We start from the raw sequence: 22,761 nt of genomic DNA, 5'->3' as shown, positions 1-22,761 counted from the left end.
AGGAACCAGAACGTTCTCCGTTCGAAATGCGATGATCGCTCGCATGATGGACAATATCACCGCCGCCTCTGTGAACGCCGAACTGCAGGACGCCGAGATCGACACTGTCGTGCAGGGGCTTCGGCACTCGCGGGATGTGTTGCACAATGTTCGCTATCGCGGACCGGTGCGCCCGCCACCGTCGCGCGAGGAGATCGTCGCGACGGTGGGAGAGTTCGCGCAGGCTCTCTTTCCGGCCCACTATGGCCGGCCCGAGCTTCTCGATCGTGGCGAACTGACGCCCAGCGGCATCGACGAGTATGTCGGGCTCGTCCTGCAGCGCGCCCTGGCGTCGTTGAACGACCAGGTTCGGCGGACGCTGCCGTTCACCTCCGATACCGTGCTCCCCGACGAGGAGATTCATCGGCAGGCGCTCTCGATCGTGCGCGACTTTTCCGCCCGTCTGCCGGCGATCCGGGGGCTGCTGGTCAGCGATCTGCGCGCCGCCTATGCGGGCGATCCGGCGGCGACGGGCTATCCGGAGATCCTGCTGGTCTACCCGGGTATGATGGCGGTGATCCATTACCGTCTGGCGCATGCGCTCCATGGGCTCGGCGCGCGCTTCCTCGCCCGGCACATCTCGGAAATCGCCCATTCCCTGACGGGGATCGACATTCATCCGGGGGCGCAGATCGGTGGCAGCTTCTTCATCGATCATGGCACCGGCGTCGTGATCGGCGAGACCGCCGTGATCGGCGAGCGGGTTCGCCTCTACCAGGCGGTGACGCTGGGCGCGCGCAGCTTCCCGGCGGATGAGAAGGGAAGCCTGATCAAGGGCCGGCTGCGCCACCCGATCGTCGAGGACGACGTCGTCATCTATGCCGGCGCCACCATTCTCGGCCGCATCACGATCGGCCGCGGATCGACCATCGGCGGCAGCGTGTGGCTGACCCAAAGCGTGCCGCCGAACAGTCAGATCTCCCAGGCCCACATCCGCAGTGACGAGCGCTACGACCGCCAGGGCTGACGTCAGGCGGTTGAACGACCGGGTCGGAGACCCGCGACGACCTGGTCGGCGATGGTGCGCAGCTCGCGTGCGGTCGCCCCGTCCCGCGCCTGGATCGACATGCCCTGCATCACCGCTGTGAGATAGCGAGCCAGCGCCCGCGCCGAAGGGCGGTCGCGCCATCGTTCGAGGCGGCGCGCCAACTGGTCGCGGAAGCGCTTGCGCCGGTGAGCGAGTTCCGTTGCAAGCTCGGCATGCTCGCTGCCGCAGGCGATCATGCCGTCCGAGATCAGGCATCCGCGCTCGCGATCGGGGCTGGTGACGGCGGCAATGCTCGCGATGAGCATCTCGCCGACCGCCTGCTCGAGACTAGTCGCCCGATCGAAGGCGGAAACGTCGAGGGAGTGGGACGTCTCCTCATATCGCGTCAGCGCCGCGCGATAGAGATCCGCCTTGCTGCCGAAAGCGGCATAGAGGCTGGGCGCCGAGATGCCGAGACGCGCGGTGAGGTCGGCAACCGAGACACCTTCGTAACCCTGGCGCCAGAACATGCGCATGGCGATGTCGAGCGCTTGATCTCGATCGAAGCTGCGGGGGCGGCCCCCGGCGGATTTGTCGTGTGGGTTCATGCCGGACATGGATAGGCGCTTTGACGGCGCTGGCATAGTATTGTAGTGAGCGTTATAGAACATTCCCATCCCCGTCCCGCCGAGGAGGCGTCCATGCCTGACTACGTGCTGCATCTTGGGCAACGAGTTCTGCATCTCGGCCAGAGGGTCGATGCGACGGACTCTCCAGGTCGCGCGCCCGACGCGACGCCGGGGGACTGGGATCTGCCGCGGCGACCGCTGACCGCCTGGCAGATCGTCGAAGAGCTGGATACGCTCTTCGAAGCGGTGTGCCTGCGTCTCGGCGCCGGGGCCCGCGAGCGCACGGTTCTTCTGCAGTCGATGGCGGCAACGTTGAGGACGGCCGGGCGCGAGGCGTCGCTGCCCTTGCAGGCGCTGGCCTTCGCGGATCCGCTACGGCGGGAGTTCACCGGCCAGGCGGTGCGTATCGGGGAGACGCTCGCGGAGTGGGCTGTCGCCCTCAGCAAAGCCCGCACCGCCTTGAAGCGTCTCGGCCCCGACCGGACGCGGCAGATCGAGTTGCGCAGCCGCTGCGACGGTCATCTCTGGACAGAAGAGGCGACCGCCGTGTTGACGGGTGCCGCTGGCGGGCCCGCCGTCATGCAACTCTACAATGAGTGGCTGCATCAGCTTGTCCTGTTGCGCGATGCGCTGCTGCCCTTCGAGAACTGGACCGAGCTTCCGGTTCCGTTGCATCGCCGCGGCACGAGTCGCGGACTGCGGAGCCTGGAGGCGCCGCGCAGCGCCTTCCTGGGCGAATTCCTCACGCGGATACTGACGCACGGCACGATCGTTCGCTTTGCCCGCTCTCTGTTCGATGCGCCGGACGCGGACAAGGCGGGACGGAACGACGAAGGGTACGGCTTCCAGGCCGAGAACGGCCTGGTGCTGCCGTCGGTCATCGGCCGGGAGGATGTGGCAGCCGGCTCGAAGGGGCTGCTGACATGGCATGCGGCCAGGATTCCTGGCCTGCCCCCCGGGCGGACGGTGGGCTTTCGTTATGGTTTTTCTGACTATCTCGCCGCACCGCGCAGCCGGATCGGCTCGGGTGCGGACGACGCGCCGCCGACCGGCGATGCGACGATCATTGCGGAGCCGGTCGGTGAGGGGGATGCGATCCTCTGGCTCGACCTGTCGGCCGGAGCGCGCTCCTATCGGGTCGAGCTGGGACAGTGTCTGCGCGGTCAGCGCTTCGCCTACCGGCCAGAAGCGGGTAAGGCACGCACGTCTGCCGATGCGCAGATCCACCGAGTCGAGGAAATTCTCGTACAGCCCGGCCTCGTCACCGCGAGCGACGGTACGCATCTGGTGCCGACCGCCGGCAATGCGCTCGTCACGCTGGCCCTTCTAGGTAAGATTTTCCCAGAGAATACGGTACTGGCAGAGGCGGCACCTTTGAATGATGTGATGGCAGCGGGCAAGAAATATGGCGCCAAGTTTGTCCTTGGTCTTCCCGCTGGCGTGCCCAATCCTGCCGGTTAGGCAGTCGTCCCGCTCGCGCAGGAAATAGCGGCGGACCGGGGAGGAGTTTTCGGGACGACCCGGACATGCGATGCACGACGGCCATCCGGGCGCCCGATCGTGGGCGGGCGAAGCCAAGGGGCGGCACCGACGAGAAACCGATGCTGATGCAGCGAGAATCGGCAAACCCAGATTGCGAACATGGGCTGGGAGAAGATTCCGACGATTCACTTCGCGTCTGGAATGTGGAAACCGGTCGCGACTGCGAAATGGACCGTCCTCCAGACCGGGGGTCCTTGGAAAGGTTCGCAGCAGCGCTGGCGGACAGGGCGGGATTCGAACCCGCGGTGGCTGTTACACCACGCACGCTTTCCAAGCGTGTGCCTTAAACCGCTCGGCCACCTGTCCGGGAAGCGCGGTCGGCCGCTCTTATAGCGCGGTGGATGGTTTGGGCAACGGTCTTCCCCGCCTGCACCGGCTTGGCTAGGGTTTGGAGCGGTGATTGACCGATGCTTGGGGGCGTGATGGTCGTATTTCGTGGCCTGGGCTGGCTGTTCCTGGCCCTGGCTGTCGCAGTGATCGTGCACGACCTGCTCACCTGGTGGTCGGAGGGCGCCTATCCGTTTTCGACCCTGGGGAGCCTGTGGGCGCACCTCGACCCGACCTCGCTGGGCAACACCCAGACATCGGCGCGGCGCCACCTGTCGGGCGTCCTGTGGACCTGGATGATGCGGCCCCTGCTGACCGTGCCGGCGGTGCCGGCGTTCCTGGTGCTGGGCGCCGCCCTCGTCTGGATCGGCCGCCGCGAGGGCGGCCGCTCCGAACCCGGCTTTCTCGCGGGCTCGCGGCCGCGCCGGCGCCGCGGCGGCCTCTCCTGATTTCGGCCTAGCGGCTGTCCATCTTGAGGGCGGCGATGAAGGCCGACTGCGGGATCTCGACCTCGCCGATCTGCCGCATGCGTTTCTTGCCCTTCTTCTGCTTCTCCAGGAGCTTCTTCTTGCGGCTGATGTCGCCGCCGTAGCACTTGGCCAGCACGTCCTTGCGCATCGGGCTGATGGTCTCGCGCGCGACCACGCGGCCGCCGATCGCGGCCTGGATGGCGATCTTGAAGAGCTGGCGCGGGATCAGTTCCTTCAGCCGCTCGCAGAGCGCGCGGCCGCGGCTCTCGGCGGCATTCTTGTGGACGATCATCGACAGCGCATCGACCGGCTCGGCGTTCACCAGGATGGCGAGCTTCACCAGTTCGCTCTCCTCGTAGCCGTCCATCTCGTAGTCGAAGCTGGCATAGCCGCGCGTCATCGACTTCAGCCGGTCGTAGAAGTCGAACACGACCTCGTTCAGCGGCAGGCGGTAGATCGCCATGGCGCGCGTGCCGGCATAGGTGAGTTCGAGCTGCTGGCCGCGGCGATCCTGGCAGAGCGTCAGCACGGATCCGAGATGCTCGTCGGGCGTGATGATCGTGGCCTTGATCCACGGCTCCTGCATCGACTCGATCTTCATCGGGTCGGGATAGTCGGCGGGATTATGCAGCTCGATCGACGTGCCGTCGACCATCGCGACCTTGTAGACGACCGAGGGCGCCGTCGTGACGAGGTCGAGATTGAACTCGCGCTCCAGCCGCTCCTGCACGATCTCGAGATGCAGCAGGCCCAGGAACCCGCAGCGGAAACCGAAGCCAAGTGCCGCACTGGTCTCGGCCTCGAAGTGGAACGAGGAGTCGTTGAGGCGAAGCTTGGAGAGCGATTCGCGCAGGGTCTCGAACTCGGCGGCGTCGGCCGGGAAGAGGCCGCAGAACACCACCGGCACGCTGGGCTTGAAGCCCGCCAGCATCTCGGCCGCCGGCTTGCGGTCGTCGGTGATCGTATCGCCGACCTTGCAGTCGGCGATGGTCTTGATGCCGGCGATGATGAAGCCGATCTCGCCCGGGCCGAGCTCGGCCACGTCGGTGGCCTTGGGCGCGAACACGCCGACCTTGTCGAGGTCGTAGGCCGCGGCCGCCGCCATCATGCGGATCTTCATGCCCTTGCGCAGGACGCCGTCCTGCACGCGCACCAGGGTGACGACGCCGAGGTACGGATCGTACCAGCTGTCGACCAGCAGGGCCTTCAGGGGCGCGTCGCGGTCGCCCTTGGGGGGCGGCAGGCGCTTGACCATGGCTTCGAGCAGGTCGTCGATACCGAGACCGCTCTTGGCCGACACCAGGACGGCTTCGGAGGTATCGATGCCGACCACGTCCTCGATCTCGCGGCAGACCCGCTCGGGCTCGGCGGAGGGAAGATCGATCTTGTTGAGGACCGGGATGATCTCGTGATTGACCTCGATCGCGTGATACGCGTTCGCCAGCGTCTGCGCCTCGACGCCCTGGCTGGCGTCGACCACCAGCAGCGAGCCCTCGCAGGCGGCCAGCGACCGGCTGACCTCGTAGGCGAAGTCGACATGGCCGGGCGTGTCCATCAGGTTCAGGACGTAGGTCTTGCCGTCCCTGGCCTTGTAGTTGAGGCGCACGGTCTGCGCCTTGATGGTGATGCCGCGCTCGCGCTCGATGTCCATCGAATCGAGCATCTGGTCGTGGAACTCGCGCTCGCTCACGGCGCCGCAGGCCATCATCAGCCGATCGGCCAGCGTGCTCTTGCCGTGGTCGATATGGGCGATGATCGAGAAGTTTCGGATCAACGACAGGTCGGTCATTTCACTTCGAGCCCAATTCAACTTTCATTGTCATCTGAGCGCAGCGAAGGAGCTGGCGCTACTTCCAAAGGCGTTCTCTGGTGTAGGCGCGAGGTCCTTCGCTGCGCTCAGGACGACAAGAGTGTTACCCACGCAGCACGGCACCCGTCGCCTTGGCGACGGCTGCCACGATCTTTTCGGAAACCACCTCGATCTCCGCATCGGTCAAGGTACGCTCGACCGGCTGCAGCGTGACGGCGATGGCCAGCGACTTCTTGCCCTCCGGCACGCCCTTGCCGGCATAGAGGTCGAAGACGCGGGCGGCCGTGATCATCACCTTGTCGGCGTTGCGCGCGGCCCGCACCAGTTTTTCCGCCTCGACGCCGGTGTCGACCAGGAAGGCGAAATCGCGCTCGAGCGGCTGGAAGGCCGACAGGACGAGCTTCGGCCGCGCCTTGGTGGCCTTCGCCTTGGGCAACGGCGGCGCGTCGAGGAACACCTCGAAGGCGGCCACAGGCCCCTTGAGGTCGGCGGCGGCCACGATCTCGGGATGCAGCTCGCCGAAATAGGCCATCACGCGATCGCCGAGCTTGAGCGCGCCCGAGCGGCCGGGGTGATACCAGTTCGGCGCACCGGCCTGCGACGACAGCGTGTCCGGCGCGCCGACCGCGGCCAGCACCGCCAGCGCATCGGCCTTGGCGTCGAAGGCGTCGACGGTGCGCGCCGGCCCCGCCCAGTTGCGCGGCACCGCCATGTTGTGGCGGATGCCCGCGGCCACGGTGCGCTGGCCCTGGGGCGTGGCGTCCTTGTACTGCGGGCCGACCTCGAACAGCGCCGGATCGGACAGGCCGCGCGCCTCGTTGCGCGAGGCCGCGTCGATCAGGTTGGGCAGGATCGAGGGCCGCATCGTGTCGAGGGTCGCGTCGATCGAGTTGAGCAGCCGTACGTCTGCGCCGCCGCCGCCGAAACGCTCGGCCTTCTTCAGCGGCAGGAAGGACCAGGTCACGGCTTCGTTCATGCCGCGCGCGGCCAGCGCCCGGCGCGCCTGCGGCGTGCGGCGCTGCAGCGGGTCGCGCACTGGCCGCGACATGGTCGACGCCGGCGGCAGCGAGGTGGTCGGGATCTTGTCGAAGCCGAACACCCGCGTCACTTCCTCGACGAGGTCGGCCTCGCCCACGATGTCGGGACGCCACGACGGCACGGAAGCGGTCCAGGGGCCGCTGCCCTCGACGCCGAAGCCCAGCTTGCTGAGGATGCACACCGTGTCGGCAGAAGAGACCTCGATGCCGGTCAGCGTCTGCACGCGGTCGGTGCGAAGCGTGTAGCTGCGCTGCCAGGCGGGCATCACGCCGCTGCGGGTGATCTCGCTGCACTCACCGCCGCACAGGTCGAGGATCAGTCGCGTCGCGACATCGGCTCCCCATTCGACCGATTGCGGGTCGAGGCCACGCTCGAACCGGTACCGCGCGTCGGACAGGATGCCGAGCTTGCGGCCCGACGCGGCGATGCCGATCGGCTGGAAGTAGGCGACCTCGAGGAAAACCTCGGTCGTGCTCTCCTGCACGCCGGTCTCCTCGCCGCCCATGATGCCACCGATGCCGTGCACGCCCTTCGCGTCGGCGATCACCGAGACCGCCGGATCGAGCGTGTAGGTCTTGCCGTCGAGCGCCAGGATCTGTTCGCCGTCGCGCGCCTGGCGCATGACAAGGTCGCCGGAGAGCTTCGCCGCATCGAACACGTGCAGCGGCCGATTGAGATCGAAGGTCACGAGATTGGTGATGTCGACCAGCGTCGAGATCGGGCGCAGGCCGATCGCCTTCAGCCGGCGCTGCAGCCAGTCGGGCGAGGGACCGTTCTTCACGCCGCGGAAATGACGGCCGACCACGATCGGGCAGGGGCTGTCGGGCGCGGGCGCATAGTCGTGCGTCCACTTGATCGGGCTGGCATAGCTGCCGGCGATCCTGTCGGCCTTCACCGGCTTCAGCGTGCCGAGGCCGGCCGCGGCAAGGTCGCGGGCGATGCCGTGGACGCCCAGGCAATCGCCGCGGTTGGGCGTCACCTTGATCTCGATCACCGCATCGCCGAGGCCGAGCGCCTCGGCGGCGGACTGGCCGGTCACGGCTTCGGCCGGCAGGTCGATGATGCCGCTATGGTCGTCGCCGAGCTGCAGCTCGCGCGAGGAGCAGAGCATGCCGTTGCTCTCCTCGCCGCGGATCTTGCTGGCCTTCAGCGTGATGCCGGTGCCGGGGATGTAGCTGCCGGTCGGCGCGAAGATGCCCTTCATGCCGGTGCGCGCGTTGGGCGCGCCGCACACGACCTGGACGACAGTGCCGCCGGTGTCGACCTTGCAGACCCGCAACCGGTCGGCGTTGGGATGCTGCACCGCCTCGACCACGTAGCCCACGACGAAGCCCTTCAGGGCCTCGGCGGGATCGGTGAGGCCCTCGACCTCGAGGCCGAGCATGGTGAGCGTGTCGCGCACCTGGACCAGCGTGGCGTCGGTCTCGAGATGCTCCTTGAGCCAGGACAGGGTGAATTTCATCGTCCGAGCCCTCCGGTGAGCGAGGGTGTCTCCAGGGCCGAGAATCCGTAGTGGCGCAGCCAGCGCAGGTCGGCGTCGAAGAAGGCCCGCAGGTCGGGAATGCCGTATTTCAGCATGGCGATGCGATCGATGCCCATGCCGAAGGCGAAGCCCTGGTAGACGGCGGGATCGAGGCCGCAATTGGCGATGACGTTGGGATGGACCATGCCGGACCCCAGGATTTCCAGCCACGAATCGCCGGCGCCGATCCTGAGTTCGCCGTCCTTCCACGAGCAGCCGATATCGACCTCGGCCGACGGTTCGGTGAAGGGGAAGTAGGAGGGGCGGAAGCGCAGCGGCAGGTCGTCGACCTCGAAGAAGGCGCGGCAGAAATCGACCAGGCAGCCCTTGAGATGGCCCATATGCGTCGTGCGGTCGATCACCAGGCCTTCGACCTGGTGGAACATAGGCGTGTGCGTGGCGTCGCTGTCGATGCGGAAGGTGCGGCCCGGCACGATGATGCGCAGCGAGCCGCCGTCGGCCAGGCGCTTCTGCACGTCCTTGCTCAGCATGGTGCGCGCCTGGACCGGCGAGGTGTGCGTGCGCAGCACCATCGGCGTGCCGTCGGCGCGCGGCGGCAGATAGAACGTGTCCTGCATCTGGCGCGCCGGATGGTCGGGCGGGATGTTGAGGGCGGTGAAGTTGTGCCAGTCGTCCTCGATGTCGGGACCGTCGGCCCAGGTGAATCCCATCTCGCCGAAGATCGCACCGATCTCGTCCATCACCTGGCCGATCGGATGCAGCGTGCCCTGTCCCTCGGGCCGCGCCGGTAGGGTGACGTCGATCTTCTCGGCGACGAGTCTCGCTTCGAGGGCCGAGGCGCTGAGCGAGCCCTTGCGGGCCTCGAGCGCGGCTTCGATCTCGCCCTTGAGCTGGTTCACCCGCGCGCCGAATTCCTTGCGCTGCTCGGGCGCGAGCCCGCCCAGCGTCTTCATCAGGCCGGTGACGCTGCCCTTCTTGCCGAGCACCGCCACGCGGGCGGCTTCCAGCGCGCCGAGATCGGCGGCGGCCTGCACGGCGTCGAGCGCCTCGCTGCGAATCGTCGAAAGATCGTCCATCTTTCCCACTCTCGAAACCGAACACGAAAAAAGGGAGCCTGTGGTCCAGGCTCCCTCTTTGCGATTGCTATCTGCCGCGCGTGACGCGCGAAAGACTACTTGAGGGCGGCCTGGGCCTGTTCGACCAAAGCCTTGAACGCTGCCGGCTCACGGGTCGCGAGATCGGCCATGACCTTGCGGTCCATCTCGATCCCGGCCTTGATGATGCCGTTCATGAACTGCGAATAGGTCATGCCATGCTCGCGGGTCGCAGCGTTGATGCGCTGGATCCAGAGGCCACGGAACGCGCGCTTCTTGTTGCGGCGGTCGCGATAGGCATACTGAAGGCCCTTCTCGACCTTCTCGATGGCGACGCGGAACGCCGCATTGGAGCGGCCGCGATAGCCCTTGGCGAGCTTCAGGACCTTCTTGTGACGAGCGTGTGCAGCCACGCCCCGCTTTACGCGTGCCATGGTCTACCTCTCGTACGGGAAGAAGTTGCGCTTCAGGATGCGGGTGTCGGGATCGGACACGATGGCCATGCCGGTCGCCTGACGGAGGAAGCGGTTACCGCGCTTGCTCATGCCGTGGCGCTTGCCCACGACCCCATGCTTTGCTTTGCCCGAGGCCGTGAAGCGAAAACGCTTCTTGGCCGCGCTCTTGGTCTTCATCTTGGGCATTTTTGTTCCTTTTCAAAGGGTTAGCGCTTGCGCGCCGGTCCCGGCCCCCTGCGTGAACAGACGGCCGGAAAGTCCTTACAAAGCAGCCGAGGCAATGCCCTTATTGGCCAAGCCACTCGAAGGAACGCGGCTTATACAGAGGCGGCCCAATACGTGCAAGCACGCCGGGACCGGGCCAAATGGCCTTCTGACGGGGATTTTCGCATGAAACTGGCAGGCAAGGTGGCTTTGGTGACGGGGGCCCAGCAGGGCATCGGGGCGGCGATCGCGCGGGCGCTGGCGGGCGAGGGGGCCAACGTGGCCGTGAGCTGGCTCGACGACCGGCCGGGCGCCGAGGCGGTGGCGCGCGACATCGCCCAGGTCGGCCGGCAGGCCTACCTGCTGAGGACCGACGTCTCCAAGGTGTCCGAGATCGAGGCAATGGTCGCGGAAACGGTCAAGGTGCTGGGGCCGCCCGACATCCTGGTGAACAATGCCGGCGTCTATCCGCGCGTGCCCCTGCTCGAGATGCAGGAGAGCGACTGGGACTATCTCATGGACATCAACCTCAAGGCCGGCTGCTTCGCCACCATCGCGGTCGCCAAGGCCCTGATCGCCGCCGGACGGAAGGGCGGTTCGATCATCAACCTCTCCTCGCAGGCGATCCGGGGCGCCGTGCGCGGTGTCCACTACAGCGCCAGCAAGGGCGGCATTGTCTCGATGACGCGGGCGATGGCCCTCGAACTGGCGCCGCACGGCATCCGCGTCAACGCGATCGCCCCCGGCACCACCGACACCGCCCAGCCGCGCTATGGCAACACGGACGCCGAGCTGGTCGAGATGGCGCGCGCCAACATCCCGCTGGGCGGCAAGCTGCTGACCCCCGAGCAGATCGCGCGCACCGCCGTCTTCCTCGCCTCCGACGAGTCCGACGCCACGACCGGCCAGGTTCTGCACGTCAACGGTGGCGCGTACATGCCGTAAGTCAGGGATCGGTTCGGGCGAAAGCGAAGGGTCCCTCACTTCGTTCGGATGACAATTGTTGATGGGATTTGCGCGGTGCGCCCGTTCAAAAAGCACTGTCATCCCGAGCGAAGCGAGGGACCTTTGCTCATTCGGCAGCCTTCGCTCTCAGCAAGGAGGCTGCTTCTTCCCTGACTCGATGAAAGCCGCGAAGCAGGCGCCGAACTTGCGCGAGAAGGTGGAATCGGCGGCGCCATGGCCCTTGAAGCCTTCGGGCGCGTCGATGATCTCGGCCTCGACGCCGTTTCGGGCGAGGATCGATCGCGCGTCGTCCATGCGGCCGCCGACATCGTACTCATCGCCTGCGAAGTTCACCACGATCAGGCGCGGACCTCGCCGGATTCCCTCCAGCACGTGCTGCCATTCCGAGCGCGCCCGCGTCGGATCGCGCATCGTCTCGACCGTTCCGTGATGCGCGGCGGCGATCGAGATCACGCCGTCGGCCGCGGCACCGCGCTGCAGCGCCGCCAGCGACACCCAGGCGCCCGCCGACTGGCCGGCGAGAATGACGCGCCGGTAACCCATCGCCTTCGCTTTGGCGACGGCATCGGCCAGCGCCGTGGCGTCGCTCGCCCAGTCGGCGATCCACTCGCGATCGAAGCGGTAGAGATCGTACCCGAGGTGGGTGAACTGACCGACCCAGGTCTGTGGCGCACTTTCGGTCGAGTTCTTGCCGGCCATGTAGCCGTGGCTCCACACGATCAGTCCGTTGGCGAGCTGGGGCCCCCGCATCGACCAGTAGGGTTGCGGCCGCAGACGCCCGATATCGACCGCACCCGCCGAGCGCGCCGGGACGAGTTCGCGCCAGTCATGTCCGGTGACCGTGTAGTTGTTGACGATGTGGAGCTTGCAGTCCTGCTGGGTGCGCTCCCGACAGCGCTTCAGGGCCGCGCTGATGGCGGGAGCAGGATCAGGGCCGCTGACGCCCGCCCACCAGCTTGCCCGCCCGTCGGGCGACACGACGAAGGCGCGGTGCGGTCCGAAATTCTGGAAGTCGGCGAGGAGGCGGGCGGCGTCGCCTGCCGAGGGGGCCTGACCCGGAGCCTGGGAGGCCGTCTGCGCGTTTGCGGGAACGGCGAGCGCGTAGAATGCCGCAACGATGAGGGGGCTGATGCGTTGTCTCACGGGCGAAGGCTAGCATTCTCCGCCCCGACCTCCCTAGGGATCCCGGCACGATGAAAACCACAGCGTTCATTCTCCTGGGGCTGTTGGCTGCGCTGCCGGCGCAGGCCCAGTTGCCGGCGCCGCCCGTGTCCGCCCTTCGGCTGGATGCGCCGGCGGCCCCGCCCGCGAACGCGCAGGCCGCCGCGACGCCGCTGACGGCTCTCTCCAGTTCCGAAAAGGTGCGGGACACTCCGGGGGTGCAGTACCTGCTGATGAAGACGGTGGTCGCGCAATCGATCGGTGTTCTGAAGACGCGCGCGCTGCCGGTCGAGGCCGGTGGCTACAACCTGCTGAAATACTGCTGGACGCCCGCCAATGTACTGGGCGACTGGGGCGAGAGTTCGGGGCTCACGGGCGAAATGGTCGTGCGGTCGCTCGAAACACTGTCGTGGTCCCGCGATCTCGTGCGCGCCGGTTATCCGGAAGGACCGGTCGCCGAGGCCATCGGCCGGTACGAGGCGGCCCTGATTGCCGCCAGCTTTGCCGACGCCACGCGAACGCGCGCTTTCGAAGCCTTGCGGGCCGAACTCCAGAGTCTGCAGATGCGCACGCCGGGCACGTCGGACATCGTGGCAATCGCCCGCTGCAACCGACAGCCGACCTCGTTCGGCCTCAACGTCGCGACGGCGCCGGAGGGCGGTCGCGCCCGCTTCATTCCCTACGTGTTGCATCAGTTCTGCCTCGCCCAGCAGATCGACCCCGCCGACGCGGTGCGATGCAACTACTGGCAGTCGGCGAAGGCAGAAGGGCCCATGTCGTTCGCCGGCGAGACCGTCTACAGCGTGAGCTGGCCGGACGAGATCGCAACCACGGGACGGTTCGACCCCGACGAAGTGCGTGCCACCGGCACGGTGACACTGCGCCAGCGGCCCCCGAAGAAATAAGGGGCCGCCTGCCGGCGCTACCTGCCTGGCGTCACTTGGGCGCCAGGACCATGATCATCTGCCGGCCTTCCATGCGCGGCATCGACTCGATCTTGGTATGTTCGTCCATCTCGCCGCGCACGCGGTTCAGAACCTGCATGCCGAGATCGGCGTGGACCATCTCGCGTCCGCGGAAGCGCAGGGTGACCTTCACCTTGTCGCCTTCCTCGATGAAACGCTTCATGGCGCGCATCTTCACTTCGTAATCGTGATCATCGATGTTCGGGCGCATCTTGATCTCTTTGACCTCGATGACCTTCTGATGCTTGCGCGCCTCGTGGGCCTTCTTCTGGGCCTCGTACTTGTACTTGCCGTAGTCGGAAATCTTGGCGACGGGCGGTACGGCATTCGGCGAAATCTCGATCAGGTCGAGACTGGCCTCTTCGGCCATCTCGATGGCCTCGCGCGTGCTCAGCACGCCGACCATCTCGCCGTTCTCGTCGATGAGACGGACTTGCGCGGCTCGGATTTCGGCATTGACGCGCGGACCCTCGCGGGTGGGCGCAGTCTGTTGGGCAGGTCTTGCTATGGCTTCCTTCTCCTCTGTTGAAGCCCCGATTTAGGGGCGGGTCCGGGGACCGGCCGCCCTAGAAGGGCGGCCGAGCCTCGGTTGAAAGTGTAGTGACGGCGGCCCCGAGTTCAAGGACCTCCTGCTTTTCGGAGCCCAGGCGGCGGATCGCCACCGTCCTTGCTTCCATGTCGCGCCGGCCGACCGCGAGGATCAGCGGCACGTGGGCCAGCGAATGTTCGCGGACCTTGTAGTTGATCTTCTCGTTGCGCAGGTCGGTATCGACCCGCATGCCGGCGGCGCGCAGGGCAGAAGCGACCTCTTCGGCATAGCCATCGGCATCGTTGACGACCGTGACCACCACCGCTTGTGTCGGCGCCAGCCAGAGCGGGAAACGGCCGGCATAGTTCTCGATCAGGATTCCGATGATGCGCTCGAAGCTGCCGAAGATGGCGCGGTGCAGCATGACCGGCCGCTTGCGCGACCCGTCCTCGGCCACATAGGCCGCGTCGAGCCGCTCGGGCAGCACGAAATCGACCTGCAGCGTGCCGCACTGCCAGTCGCGGCCGATCGCGTCGCGCAGCACGAATTCCAGCTTGGGACCGTAGAAGGCGCCTTCGCCGGGATTGAGCACGAGGTCGAGCCCGGCCGCCTTGGACGCCGCCTTGAGGGCGCCCTCGGCCTGGTCCCACACCGCGTCCGAGCCGGCGCGCACCGGCGGACGGTCCGAGAACTTCACGAAATAGTCCGGGAAGCCCAGGTCCTTGTAGATCGAGCCCAGCAGCTCGCAGAAGCGGATCGTCTCGCTCTCGATCTGCTCCTCGGTGCAGAAAATGTGGGCATCGTCCTGCGTGAAGTTGCGCACGCGCATGATGCCGTGCAGCGCGCCCGACGGCTCGAAGCGATGGCACGAGCCGAACTCGGCCATGCGCAGTGGCAGCTCGCGATAGCTGCGAAGCCCCTGGTTGAAGATCTGCACGTGGCAGGGGCAGTTCATCGGCTTCAGCGCAAAGATGCGCTTGTCGTCGTCGGCCAGGAATTCGCGCAGGCCTTCCTCGTTCTCGCTGAGATACATGTTCTCGCGGAACTTCTCCCAGTGGCCCGAGGCCTCCCACAGCTTGCGATCGACCAGCTGCGGCGTCTTCACTTCCTGATAGCCGCCGGCATCCAGCTTGCGCCGTATGTAGCTTTCCAGCGTGCGCCAGAACGTCCAGCCCTTGGGGTGCCAGAACACCATGCCCGCGGCTTCTTCCTGCTGGTGGAAGAGGCCCATCTCGCGGCCGAGACGGCGATGGTCGCGCTTCTCGGCCTCCTCGATGCGGTGCAGGTAGGCCTTCAGGTCCTTGTCGGAGAAGAAGACCGTTCCGTAGACGCGCTGGAGCTGGGCGTTGTTCTTGTCGCCGCGCCAATAGGCGCCCGACACCTTCGTGAGCTTGAAGGCCTTGCCGAGCTTGCCCGTCGAGGGCAGGTGCGGCCCCAGGCACATGTCGAGCCAGTCGCCCTGCTTGTAGACCGAGATCTCCTCGTCCTTCGGCAGTTCGTCGGCCCACTCGGCTTTGAACTTCTCGCCGTGCTGGACGAAATAGTCCTTGATCTGCGCGCGGTCCCACACCGAGCGCTCGATGGGCAGGTCGCGGTCGACGATCTCGCCCATGCGCTGCTCGATCTTGGCGAAGTCGTCGGGCGAGAAGGGCTGGTCGCGGACGAAGTCGTAATAGAAGCCGTCCTCCGTCGACGGGCCGAACGTGATCTGCGTACCGGGAAAGAGCTCCTGGACCGCCTGCGCCAGCACATGCGCCGCATCGTGGCGCAGCAGCTCGAGCGCATCGGGGTCGCGCGACGTCACGATGCCGATTTTGGCGTCACGATCGACGACATGCGCGAGGTCGACCATCTTGCCGTCGACGCGGAGCGCGAGGGCCGCCTTGGCGAGGCCGGGACCGATCGAGGCCGCGATCTCGGCGCCGCTGACCGGCTTGTCGAAGGACCGGACCGAACCGTCCGGCAGGGAAATATTGATCATTTGAGTCACCAGCTAACGAAGTTCCGAACGCAATCCATCCGCCGACTCAACAGGGTCGGCAGCGGCAGGCCGGGAAGCCGCACGAGTGCGCGCGCCCGGCCGATTCAAGTTCGGACGGTGGTGATAACGGCAGGAGCGGTGAAAAACCGACGTTCCATAAGCCCGGAGATAGTTGCCGGGCCCCCGCGAGTCAAGGTCAGCGCACGGCCAGACGATGATAGAGGGCCAGAAGCTGCTGGTTCGACTGTGCCAGGCTGTAGGTGCCGCGCGCATGCTCCTGCGCGGTTCGCGCGAGTTCGGCGCGGCGCTCCACTGAAAGCGACAGGGCAGCCTGCAGGGCTTCGGCCATCGCGGCAGGATCGCCGGCCGGGGCCAGCCAGCCGGTCACGCCGTCGGGTCGAAGCGTCTCGGCCGCGCCGCCGCCATCCTCGGCGACGACCGGCCGTCCCATCGCCTGCGCTTCGACCAGGGCGCGGCTGAAGCCCTGCCGCGCACCGCCGGTCGAAACCACGACGTCGGCCAGCATGTAGGCGGCCGGCATGTCGTCGACATAGGGGCCGATCTGGACGCGGCCGTTGAGCTGCGCAGCCTCGATCGTGCGTTCGAGTTCCTTCTCGAACGGCGTCGTGGCGCCCGTCGAGCCCAGCAGCAGGCAGAATACGTCGTCGCGCTCCAGTCGCCGGATCGCCTCGACCAGGATCTTCTGGCCATTGTCCTCGCCGAAGCGGCCGGGGCAGAGAACGAGATGGCTGCCGTCGGGCACGCGCAACTCGCCCGCCAGGCGGATCAGGCGGTCGGCGCGCACGATCGCCGGATCGAAGCGGTCGAAGTTGATGCCGGGAGGAATGATCTCCAGACGATCCTGGAGGGCCGGGAACCTTTCCAGGGCATCTCGCGCGACGTGCTGCGAGACGGCGATCACCGCATCGGCGCGCGACTGGCGTCCCTCGACCAGACGGCCTGCGAGACCGGACGCGAGGAACGGCCGGTGAAGGGTCGCGATCCACTTGACCCCGAGCCGCCGCGCCAGCGCGCGCGCGACCCAGCCCGAAGCGGGCGAGCGCGCCTGGATGACGTCGACCTTCGCGTCGCGCAGGCTCGAGACGAGCTTGCCGGGCAGGGTCAAGCGTCCCCACAGCGCGTGAGACGGGGCGGGAAGGTCGATATGGCTCGCGCGCAGTCTCAGCAGGTCGGGAACGAGGCTGCCGCCGGGCGACGCCACGATCGCCGAGCCGCCGGCCGCGATGACGGCCTGCGCGGCCTCGAGCGTGGCGCGCGCCACGCCGCCGCCGGCCAGGGTCGGAACGATCTGAAGCAGGGTGGGCGCGGACACGGGCGTGGCTTTTGGCTACAGGATTGAAGGGCGGCAGCAGGTAACACGGGAGGCGCAACGTGGGTAGGGTCGAGCGACTGCAGCGCGACGACGGCAACACCATCGCTTATGCAACGACGGACGGAAGCGGGCCGACCGTCGTCTTCCTGGGCGGCTTTCGATCCGACATGACCGGTACCAAGGCGATGGCGCTCGAAGCCTGGGCCGAAAAGACCGGCCGCGCCTTCCTGCGGTTCGACTATCTCGGCCATGGCCAGTCGTCGGGCCGTTTCGAGGACGGCACGATCGGCCGCTGGCTCGACGATTCGCTCGCCGCCATCGACCGCCTGACCACGGGCCGGCTGGTGCTGGTCGGATCGAGCATGGGCGGCTGGCTGTCGCTGCTGGCGGCGCGTGCGCGGCCGGAGCGGCTGGCCGGCCTCGTGCTGATCGCGGCGGCGCCCGACTTCACCGAGTGCATGTTGCTGAAAGGTCTCTCACCCGAGGACCGCGCGACCCTGGAGCGTGACGGTCGGCTCGAGCGCCCGTCGCAATATTCGCCCGAGCCGTCGGTCTTCACCTGGAAGCTGATCGAGGAGGGACGCCATCACCTGCTGCTCGACAAGCCGCTGGCGCTGCCCTGTCCGGTGCGGCTGCTGCATGGCCAGAGCGACCCCGACGTGCCGTGGGAATACTCGCTGCAGATCGCCAGGCATCTCGAAGCGCCCGAGGTCGTCACCACCTTCATCAAGGGCGGCGACCATCGCCTCAGCACCCCCGCCGACATCGCCCGCCTGATCGCCACGGTTGAGGAGCTGGTGGGTTAAGACAAAGCTGCTTCATAGGAGCGCGCCACTCCCGTGGCGCTCGAGCTTCGTCGTTGAGCAAGGTTATGAGCGCAACGGAGTTGCGCGCTCCTATGAGCCGTGAGCGCCTTCCGCCGCCGCGATCGCCTTCAGCCCTTCGCGATAGGTCGGATGGCGCAGCGCGATGCCCAGCTCGCGCTTGAGCTTGTCGTTCTTCACGCGGCGGCTCTCCGAATAGAAGGAGCGGGCCATCGCCGACATCGCGGGTGCCGCTTCTTCCCACGGAATGGCCGGCGGCACCGGTCGTCCCAGCAGCGCGCAGGCATAGGCGATGACGTCGGCGTTCGAGGCCGGCAGGTCGTCGGCCACGTTCCAGATCTCCGTTCCGGCGGCGCGCTCCGTGGCCTTCAGCGCGCTGGCGGCGAGATCCTCGACATGGATGCGCGAGAAGACCTGGCCCGGCTTGTCGATGCGCCGGGCCGTGCCGTCTCGCACGCGGTCGAGGGTGCTGCGGCCGGGGCCGTAGATGCCGGGCAGCCGCAGGATGTGGAGGGACGCGCCGGTCGCGGAGGCGACTTCGCGCCAGCCCTGTTCGGCGGCGAGCCGCTGTCGGCTGCGCGGCTGCGTGGGAAGGGGGTCTGTCGTCTCGTCGACCCAGCCGCCCTCGTGATCGCCATAGACGCCGGTGGTCGAGAGATAGCCCAGCCAGCGCGCCCGCCCGAGCAGCGCGCGGCAGGTGCGCAGCGCCGGATCGCCCTCGACGCCCGGCGCGATCGTGCAGACGATATGGGTCGCCTCGCCGAAGGCCTCCGTCGGCAGCGCCGCGGTGCCGTCGAACCTGTGCGCCTCGATGCCCTCTTCGCGCAGCCTGCGTGCCTTGTCTTCGGTGGTGCAGGTCCCGGCCACCGCCCAGCCGTCCGCCCTCGCAAGCTTGGCAATTTCAAGGCCGCTGAAGCCCAGGCCGAAAATGAAAAGTCGTCTTGTCATCTTGTCAGGAACGCCGTGGCACGGTTCTTTTCAACCATGTTGTTTCGCCGCAAGCCACTGTGGCTGCTGCTCGGCCTCCTCGCCGCGTCGCCGTCTCTCGCCCAGCCCATTCCCGTCATCCCGGGCCCGCCCAAGTCCTTGCCCGGTCCGCCGGCGCTGGAAGTGCGCCCCGATCACGTTCAGCGCTACAACGACTGCATGCGGCTTGCCCGCATGGAGCCGCTGCGCGCACTGCCGGCGGCCGAGAAATGGATCGCCGAAGGCGGCGGCATGGGGGCCCGCCACTGCGTCGCCCTGGCCATGTTCCAGTCGGGCAAGTACGCCCAGTCCGCCGCGCAGTTCGAGGCCATTGCCCGCGACATGGGCCAGGACCGGCCGGGCCTGCGGGCCGAACTGTACGTTCAGGCCGGACAGGCCTGGATGGAGGCCGGCGCCGCCGACAAGGCCGCCGCGGCGCAGAGCCGGGCGCTCGAACTCAAGACCGACGATCCCGACCTCTGGGTCGATCGCGGCCTGTCCTACGCCGCGATGCAGTCCTGGCCGCGCGCCATCTCCGACTTCGACCGGGCCCTCCGCCTGCGCCAGGACGATGTCGAGGTGCTGGTGCTGCGCGCCGCGGCCTGGCGCAATGCCGGCGACCCCGGCCGCGCCCTGGTCGATCTCAACCGGGCCCTGTCGATCGCGCCGGACCATTCCGAGGCCCTGCTCGAGCGCGGCTTCGCCAATCTCGCCCGCGGGTCGCGCGATGCCGCCAACGCCGACTTCAACCGGGTGCTGCAGCGGGCGCCGGCCGGCTCGGCCGCCGCGCGCCGGGCCACCGCCGGTCTCGCCAATGCAGGTGCACCGTCGCCTGCCGCTCCCACGACCCCGCCGGCCGGCGGGAAGCGATAGCCTCGTGCAAGCCGCTCAGGTAAAACTCATGCAAATGAACAAAGCCCTCTCGTCGATCGCCCTCCTCGGTGCCCTGGTAGTTGCTGCGCCGGCCTTCGCCCAGCCGGCCGCCGCGCCGCAGCCGCCTTCCTCCTATTATCCGGCGCCGCCGCCGGAGCGCGCACCGGTCGTCGAACGGGGCGCCTCGCCGTCCAATCTCTCGTCGCCCCTGCCGGCGGCGCCGGCCAAGGTCGAACGGACCGTCGTGGATTCCGACGCCGAGGCGCAGCTCTTCGCGGAGGCGCGCAAGATCACCTGGGGCCGCTATGCCAAGATCAAGGGCGCCAAGCCCGGCGAGCTGACGGTGACCCGACAGGGCAACCTCTGGACCGTGAAGGGCCGCCTCGACAGCGTCGCGCCTGGCACCGAGGGCGACTGGGTGTCCATCGACGGCGTCGTCGAGCGCATCGCGGCCGGCGTGGTTCAGGTTCGCGGCGAAGTCGCCTTCCGCGTCGCCAAGGTCGAGAAGGGCACGCCCTGCAAGGTGGGAGGGCTGCTCACCTTCCGCCGCTCGGGCAAGTCGCAGGTCTGGCGTCTGGCCGAGGGCGACAATCCCTGCGACGGCACGCGCGAGGGCTTCGACCTCGTGATGGACAAGCAGGGCGAAAAGAAGCCCGTCCCGCCGCAGCCGAAGCGGAGCTGATCTCCGCGCTCTATGATCTGAGCGCCGAGATCGCCGCGCGGGCGAGCGCGTCGGCGCGTTCGTTCTCGGGATGGCCGCTATGGCCCTTCACCCAGTGCCATTCGACCTGATGGGCGGCACGGGCCGCGTCGAGGCGCTGCCAGAGCTCGACGTTCTTCACCGGCTTCTTGTCGGACGTCCGCCAGCCATTCTTCTTCCAGCCGTGGATCCACTTGGTGACGCCGTCCTTCACATAGGTGCTGTCGGTGAAGAGGCGGACATGGCAGGGCCGCTTCAGCGCCTCGAGCCCCTGGATCGCCGCCATCAGCTCCATGCGGTTGTTGGTCGTGGCGCGGTCGCCGCCGGACAGTTCGCGTTCCTTGTCGCCCATGCGCAGGATGGTGCCCCAGCCGCCCGGGCCGGGGTTTCCGCTGCAGGCGCCGTCGGTGAAGATTTCGACCTTCGCGGCTTCGTTCACAATCCGTAATCCGAAAGAGAGGTGACGCCGCGATGGAAGCGCAGCTTGGCGAGATATTCCTGCGGGTCCTTGCGCTTCACCAGCGCATTGGGCGGCGTGTGCACCCAGTCGTAGAGACGGGTCAGCAGGAAGCGCAGCGCCGCGCCGCGCGCCAGCAGCGGCAGCGCCTGCTTCTCGTCGGCGCTGAGTTTACGCACGCGCTCATAGCCCTGCAGCAGGTTGCGGGCCTTGGTGGCGTTGAACGAATTGTCGATCTCGAAGCACCAGGCGTTCAGGCAGATCGCGACGTCGTAGGCCAGCAGGTCGTTGCAGGCGAAATAGAAGTCGATCAGGCCCGAGAGCCTGTCCTGCAGGAAGAAGACATTGTCGTTGAACAGGTCGGCGTGGATCACGCCGGCCGGCAGGTCGCGCGGCCAGTTCGCTTCGAAGAACTCGATCTCGGCACCCAGCTCATGGTCGAGCGGCGCGTCGATCTCGCGACGGCAGCCTTCCCAGAGCGGCCGCCAGCCCGCCACCGACAGCGCATTGGGTCGCCTGAGCGCGAAGTCCTGGCCGGCGAGATGCAGGCTGGCCAGCGCCTCGCCGACCGGTGCGCAGTGGGCGACCGTCGTGCGCCTCGGCCACATGCCATGAAGGAAGCTGGTGATCGCCGCCGGCTTGCCGGCCAGCGAGCGCAGGGCGTTGCCGTCGCGCCCATGGATCGGCTGCGGGCAGGTGATGCCGCGGGCCGCCAGGTGATCCATCAGGCCGAGGAAGAAGGGGAGATCCCTGGGATCGACACGCTTCTCGTAGAGCGTGACGATGTACTGGCCCTTCGTCGTGGTCAGGAGAAAGTTGGAATTCTCGACGCCCTCGGCGATTCCCTTGAAGGATTCCGCCCGGCCGATGTCGTATTCGGCGAGAAAGGCTTCGAGCTCGGTGTCGCCGACTTCCGTGTAGACCGCCACGTCAGGCCACCAGCGCGCGCGGCAGCTTGAAGACGACGCTTTCCTCGGTCGTGCGCACTTCCTCGACGGTGACGTCGTAGCGCGCGCGGCAGGCCTCGATCAGCTCATCGACCAGCAGTTCGGGCGCCGAGGCGCCGGCCGTGATGCCGAGGCGGCCCGCATCGCCCAGCCAGTCCCAGTCCATGTCGGCGGCGCGCTGGACCAGGCGCGACTTGGCGCAGCCGTAGTTGGCCGCGACCTCGACCAGCCGCATCGAGTTCGACGAGTTGGGCGCGCCGATCACCACCAGCGCGTCGCAGCGGCCGGCGATCGCCTTGACCGCCGCCTGGCGGTTGGTGGTCGCGTAGCAGATGTCTTCCATCTTCGGTCCCTGGATCGCCGGAAAGCGCCGGCGCAGCACCGCGACGATCCCGGTCGTATCGTCGACCGACAGGGTCGTCTGTGTGGCGTAGGCCAGGTTCTCCGGGTCGGGCACCTCGACCGTCTCCGCCTGCGCGGCATCCTCGACCAGGATCACCGCGCCGTCGGGAAGCTGGCCCATCGTGCCGATCACCTCGGGATGACCGGCATGGCCGATCAGCACGACCGTGCGTCCCGACTCGCTGTGGCGTTCGGCTTCGCGATGGACCTTCGAGACCAAAGGACAGGTCGCGTCGACATAGAGCAGGTTGCGCCGCCCGGCCTCGGCCGGGACGGATTTCGGCACGCCGTGCGCGGAAAAGACGACGGGCCGATCGTCCGGCACCTCGTCGAGCTCGTCGACGAAGATCGCGCCCTGGGCCTCGAGGTTTTCGACCACGAAGCGATTGTGCACGATCTCGTGGCGGACATAGACCGGCCGGCCGTAGCGCTTCAGGGCGCGCTCGACGATCTGGATGGCACGGTCGACGCCGGCGCAAAAGCCGCGCGGACTGGCGAGCAGGATCGTGAGCGGCTTCTTCTGGGTGACCATGAAAATTCGTTCGACACTATGCCGGCCCGTTCGCTTGCGGGCCTGCGGACCATTGCCTAGAGTCCGC

The 22,761-nt window shown here is 67.5% G+C and carries 22 protein-coding genes and 1 tRNA gene; 8 read left to right on the top strand and 15 right to left on the bottom strand.

Features of this window, described 5'->3' with window-relative positions; genetic code table 11:
* Positions 1–43: 43 nt before the first annotated feature.
* Positions 44–1,006, top strand: a complete 963-nt coding sequence (epsC, locus tag ACP15H_RS20465; protein ID WP_425067988.1) for a serine O-acetyltransferase EpsC — start codon at positions 44–46, stop codon at positions 1,004–1,006.
* A 2-nt stretch (positions 1,007–1,008) separates the two neighbouring features.
* Here epsC and ACP15H_RS20460 read toward each other — a convergent pair whose 3' ends face one another.
* The gene (locus ACP15H_RS20460; RefSeq protein WP_425067987.1) at positions 1,009–1,614 is read right to left on the bottom strand and encodes a TetR/AcrR family transcriptional regulator; all 606 of its coding nucleotides are present in this window, start codon (positions 1,612–1,614) and stop codon (positions 1,009–1,011) included.
* A gap of 93 nt (positions 1,615–1,707) precedes the next feature.
* Between ACP15H_RS20460 and ACP15H_RS20455 the strand changes: the two genes are divergently transcribed.
* Entirely contained in the window at positions 1,708–3,096 is a 1,389-nt protein-coding gene (locus ACP15H_RS20455; RefSeq protein WP_425067986.1) for a hypothetical protein, read from the top strand.
* A 297-nt stretch (positions 3,097–3,393) separates the two neighbouring features.
* On the opposite strand, the gene ACP15H_RS20450 is transcribed toward ACP15H_RS20455, so the two are convergent.
* Positions 3,394–3,483: transfer RNA gene (locus ACP15H_RS20450), tRNA-Ser, on the bottom strand.
* A 116-nt stretch (positions 3,484–3,599) separates the two neighbouring features.
* On the opposite strand from ACP15H_RS20450, the gene ACP15H_RS20445 reads away from it, so the two are divergent.
* Positions 3,600–3,953, top strand: coding sequence for a hypothetical protein (locus ACP15H_RS20445; protein WP_425067985.1), 354 nt, complete (start codon positions 3,600–3,602; stop codon positions 3,951–3,953).
* Between the two features lie 7 nt (positions 3,954–3,960).
* On the opposite strand, the gene lepA is transcribed toward ACP15H_RS20445, so the two are convergent.
* From lepA to rpmI, 5 genes are all read right to left on the bottom strand, one after another.
* Positions 3,961–5,763, bottom strand: a complete 1,803-nt coding sequence (lepA, locus tag ACP15H_RS20440; RefSeq protein ID WP_425067984.1) for a translation elongation factor 4 — start codon at positions 5,761–5,763, stop codon at positions 3,961–3,963.
* Positions 5,764–5,887: 124 nt separating this feature from the next.
* Positions 5,888–8,284, bottom strand: a complete 2,397-nt coding sequence (gene pheT / locus ACP15H_RS20435) for a phenylalanine--tRNA ligase subunit beta (RefSeq protein WP_425067983.1) — start codon at positions 8,282–8,284, stop codon at positions 5,888–5,890.
* Entirely contained in the window at positions 8,281–9,381 is a 1,101-nt protein-coding gene (gene pheS / locus ACP15H_RS20430; protein ID WP_425067982.1) for a phenylalanine--tRNA ligase subunit alpha, read from the bottom strand. Before pheS ends, pheT begins: the two co-directional genes overlap by 4 nt.
* 95 nt (positions 9,382–9,476) lie before the next feature.
* The gene (gene rplT / locus ACP15H_RS20425) at positions 9,477–9,833 is read right to left on the bottom strand and encodes a 50S ribosomal protein L20 (protein WP_425067981.1); all 357 of its coding nucleotides are present in this window, start codon (positions 9,831–9,833) and stop codon (positions 9,477–9,479) included.
* A gap of 3 nt (positions 9,834–9,836) precedes the next feature.
* Positions 9,837–10,040, bottom strand: a complete 204-nt coding sequence (gene rpmI, locus ACP15H_RS20420; protein ID WP_304856837.1) for a 50S ribosomal protein L35 — start codon at positions 10,038–10,040, stop codon at positions 9,837–9,839.
* Between the two features lie 204 nt (positions 10,041–10,244).
* Here rpmI and ACP15H_RS20415 point away from each other — a divergent pair, with 204 nt between their 5' ends.
* On the top strand, positions 10,245–11,003 hold the full coding sequence (locus tag ACP15H_RS20415; protein ID WP_425067980.1) for an SDR family NAD(P)-dependent oxidoreductase: 759 nt from the start codon (positions 10,245–10,247) through the stop codon (positions 11,001–11,003).
* A gap of 147 nt (positions 11,004–11,150) precedes the next feature.
* Here ACP15H_RS20415 and ACP15H_RS20410 read toward each other — a convergent pair whose 3' ends face one another.
* Entirely contained in the window at positions 11,151–12,167 is a 1,017-nt protein-coding gene (locus ACP15H_RS20410; protein ID WP_425067979.1) for a hypothetical protein, read from the bottom strand.
* Between the two features lie 50 nt (positions 12,168–12,217).
* On the opposite strand from ACP15H_RS20410, the gene ACP15H_RS20405 reads away from it, so the two are divergent.
* Positions 12,218–13,090, top strand: coding sequence for a hypothetical protein (locus ACP15H_RS20405; RefSeq protein WP_425067978.1), 873 nt, complete (start codon positions 12,218–12,220; stop codon positions 13,088–13,090).
* A gap of 31 nt (positions 13,091–13,121) precedes the next feature.
* Here ACP15H_RS20405 and infC read toward each other — a convergent pair whose 3' ends face one another.
* From infC to ACP15H_RS20390, 3 genes are all read right to left on the bottom strand, one after another.
* Complete coding sequence (gene infC, locus ACP15H_RS20400; protein WP_425069936.1) at positions 13,122–13,658, bottom strand: translation initiation factor IF-3; 537 nt, start codon at positions 13,656–13,658, stop codon at positions 13,122–13,124.
* 58 nt (positions 13,659–13,716) lie between these two features.
* Positions 13,717–15,660: a threonine--tRNA ligase gene (gene thrS / locus ACP15H_RS20395; RefSeq protein ID WP_425067977.1), complete on the bottom strand. Its 1,944-nt coding sequence runs from the start codon at positions 15,658–15,660 to the stop codon at positions 13,717–13,719.
* 196 nt (positions 15,661–15,856) lie between these two features.
* The gene (locus tag ACP15H_RS20390) at positions 15,857–16,993 is read right to left on the bottom strand and encodes a glycosyltransferase (protein WP_425067976.1); all 1,137 of its coding nucleotides are present in this window, start codon (positions 16,991–16,993) and stop codon (positions 15,857–15,859) included.
* Between the two features lie 59 nt (positions 16,994–17,052).
* On the opposite strand from ACP15H_RS20390, the gene ACP15H_RS20385 reads away from it, so the two are divergent.
* Positions 17,053–17,799, top strand: coding sequence for an alpha/beta fold hydrolase (locus ACP15H_RS20385; RefSeq protein ID WP_425067975.1), 747 nt, complete (start codon positions 17,053–17,055; stop codon positions 17,797–17,799).
* Positions 17,800–17,889: 90 nt separating this feature from the next.
* Here ACP15H_RS20385 and ACP15H_RS20380 read toward each other — a convergent pair whose 3' ends face one another.
* The gene (locus tag ACP15H_RS20380; protein ID WP_425067974.1) at positions 17,890–18,765 is read right to left on the bottom strand and encodes an SDR family oxidoreductase; all 876 of its coding nucleotides are present in this window, start codon (positions 18,763–18,765) and stop codon (positions 17,890–17,892) included.
* A gap of 36 nt (positions 18,766–18,801) precedes the next feature.
* Between ACP15H_RS20380 and ACP15H_RS20375 the strand changes: the two genes are divergently transcribed.
* Positions 18,802–19,656, top strand: coding sequence for a tetratricopeptide repeat protein (locus ACP15H_RS20375; protein ID WP_425067973.1), 855 nt, complete (start codon positions 18,802–18,804; stop codon positions 19,654–19,656).
* A gap of 34 nt (positions 19,657–19,690) precedes the next feature.
* Positions 19,691–20,338, top strand: coding sequence for a hypothetical protein (locus ACP15H_RS20370; RefSeq protein ID WP_425067972.1), 648 nt, complete (start codon positions 19,691–19,693; stop codon positions 20,336–20,338).
* Positions 20,339–20,348: 10 nt separating this feature from the next.
* Here the strand turns inward: ACP15H_RS20370 and rnhA are convergent, their stop codons facing one another.
* Genes rnhA through ispH form a run of 3 tightly spaced genes read right to left on the bottom strand, consistent with a single transcriptional unit; the run spans position 20,349 to position 22,694 of the window.
* Complete coding sequence (gene rnhA, locus ACP15H_RS20365) at positions 20,349–20,795, bottom strand: ribonuclease HI (protein ID WP_425067971.1); 447 nt, start codon at positions 20,793–20,795, stop codon at positions 20,349–20,351.
* Positions 20,792–21,742: a homoserine kinase gene (locus ACP15H_RS20360; protein WP_425067970.1), complete on the bottom strand. Its 951-nt coding sequence runs from the start codon at positions 21,740–21,742 to the stop codon at positions 20,792–20,794. The genes rnhA and ACP15H_RS20360 overlap by 4 nt, the downstream gene beginning before the upstream one ends.
* A gap of 1 nt (position 21,743) precedes the next feature.
* The gene (gene ispH / locus ACP15H_RS20355; RefSeq protein ID WP_425067969.1) at positions 21,744–22,694 is read right to left on the bottom strand and encodes a 4-hydroxy-3-methylbut-2-enyl diphosphate reductase; all 951 of its coding nucleotides are present in this window, start codon (positions 22,692–22,694) and stop codon (positions 21,744–21,746) included.
* Positions 22,695–22,761: the final 67 nt, after the last annotated feature.

Origin of the sequence: Reyranella sp. (assembly GCF_965249915.1) — a bacterium.
Classification (GTDB): Bacteria; Pseudomonadota; Alphaproteobacteria; order Reyranellales; family Reyranellaceae; genus Reyranella.
Note: the sequence above shows the minus strand (reverse complement) of the source record. Positions and strands in the feature narration are given on the sequence as shown.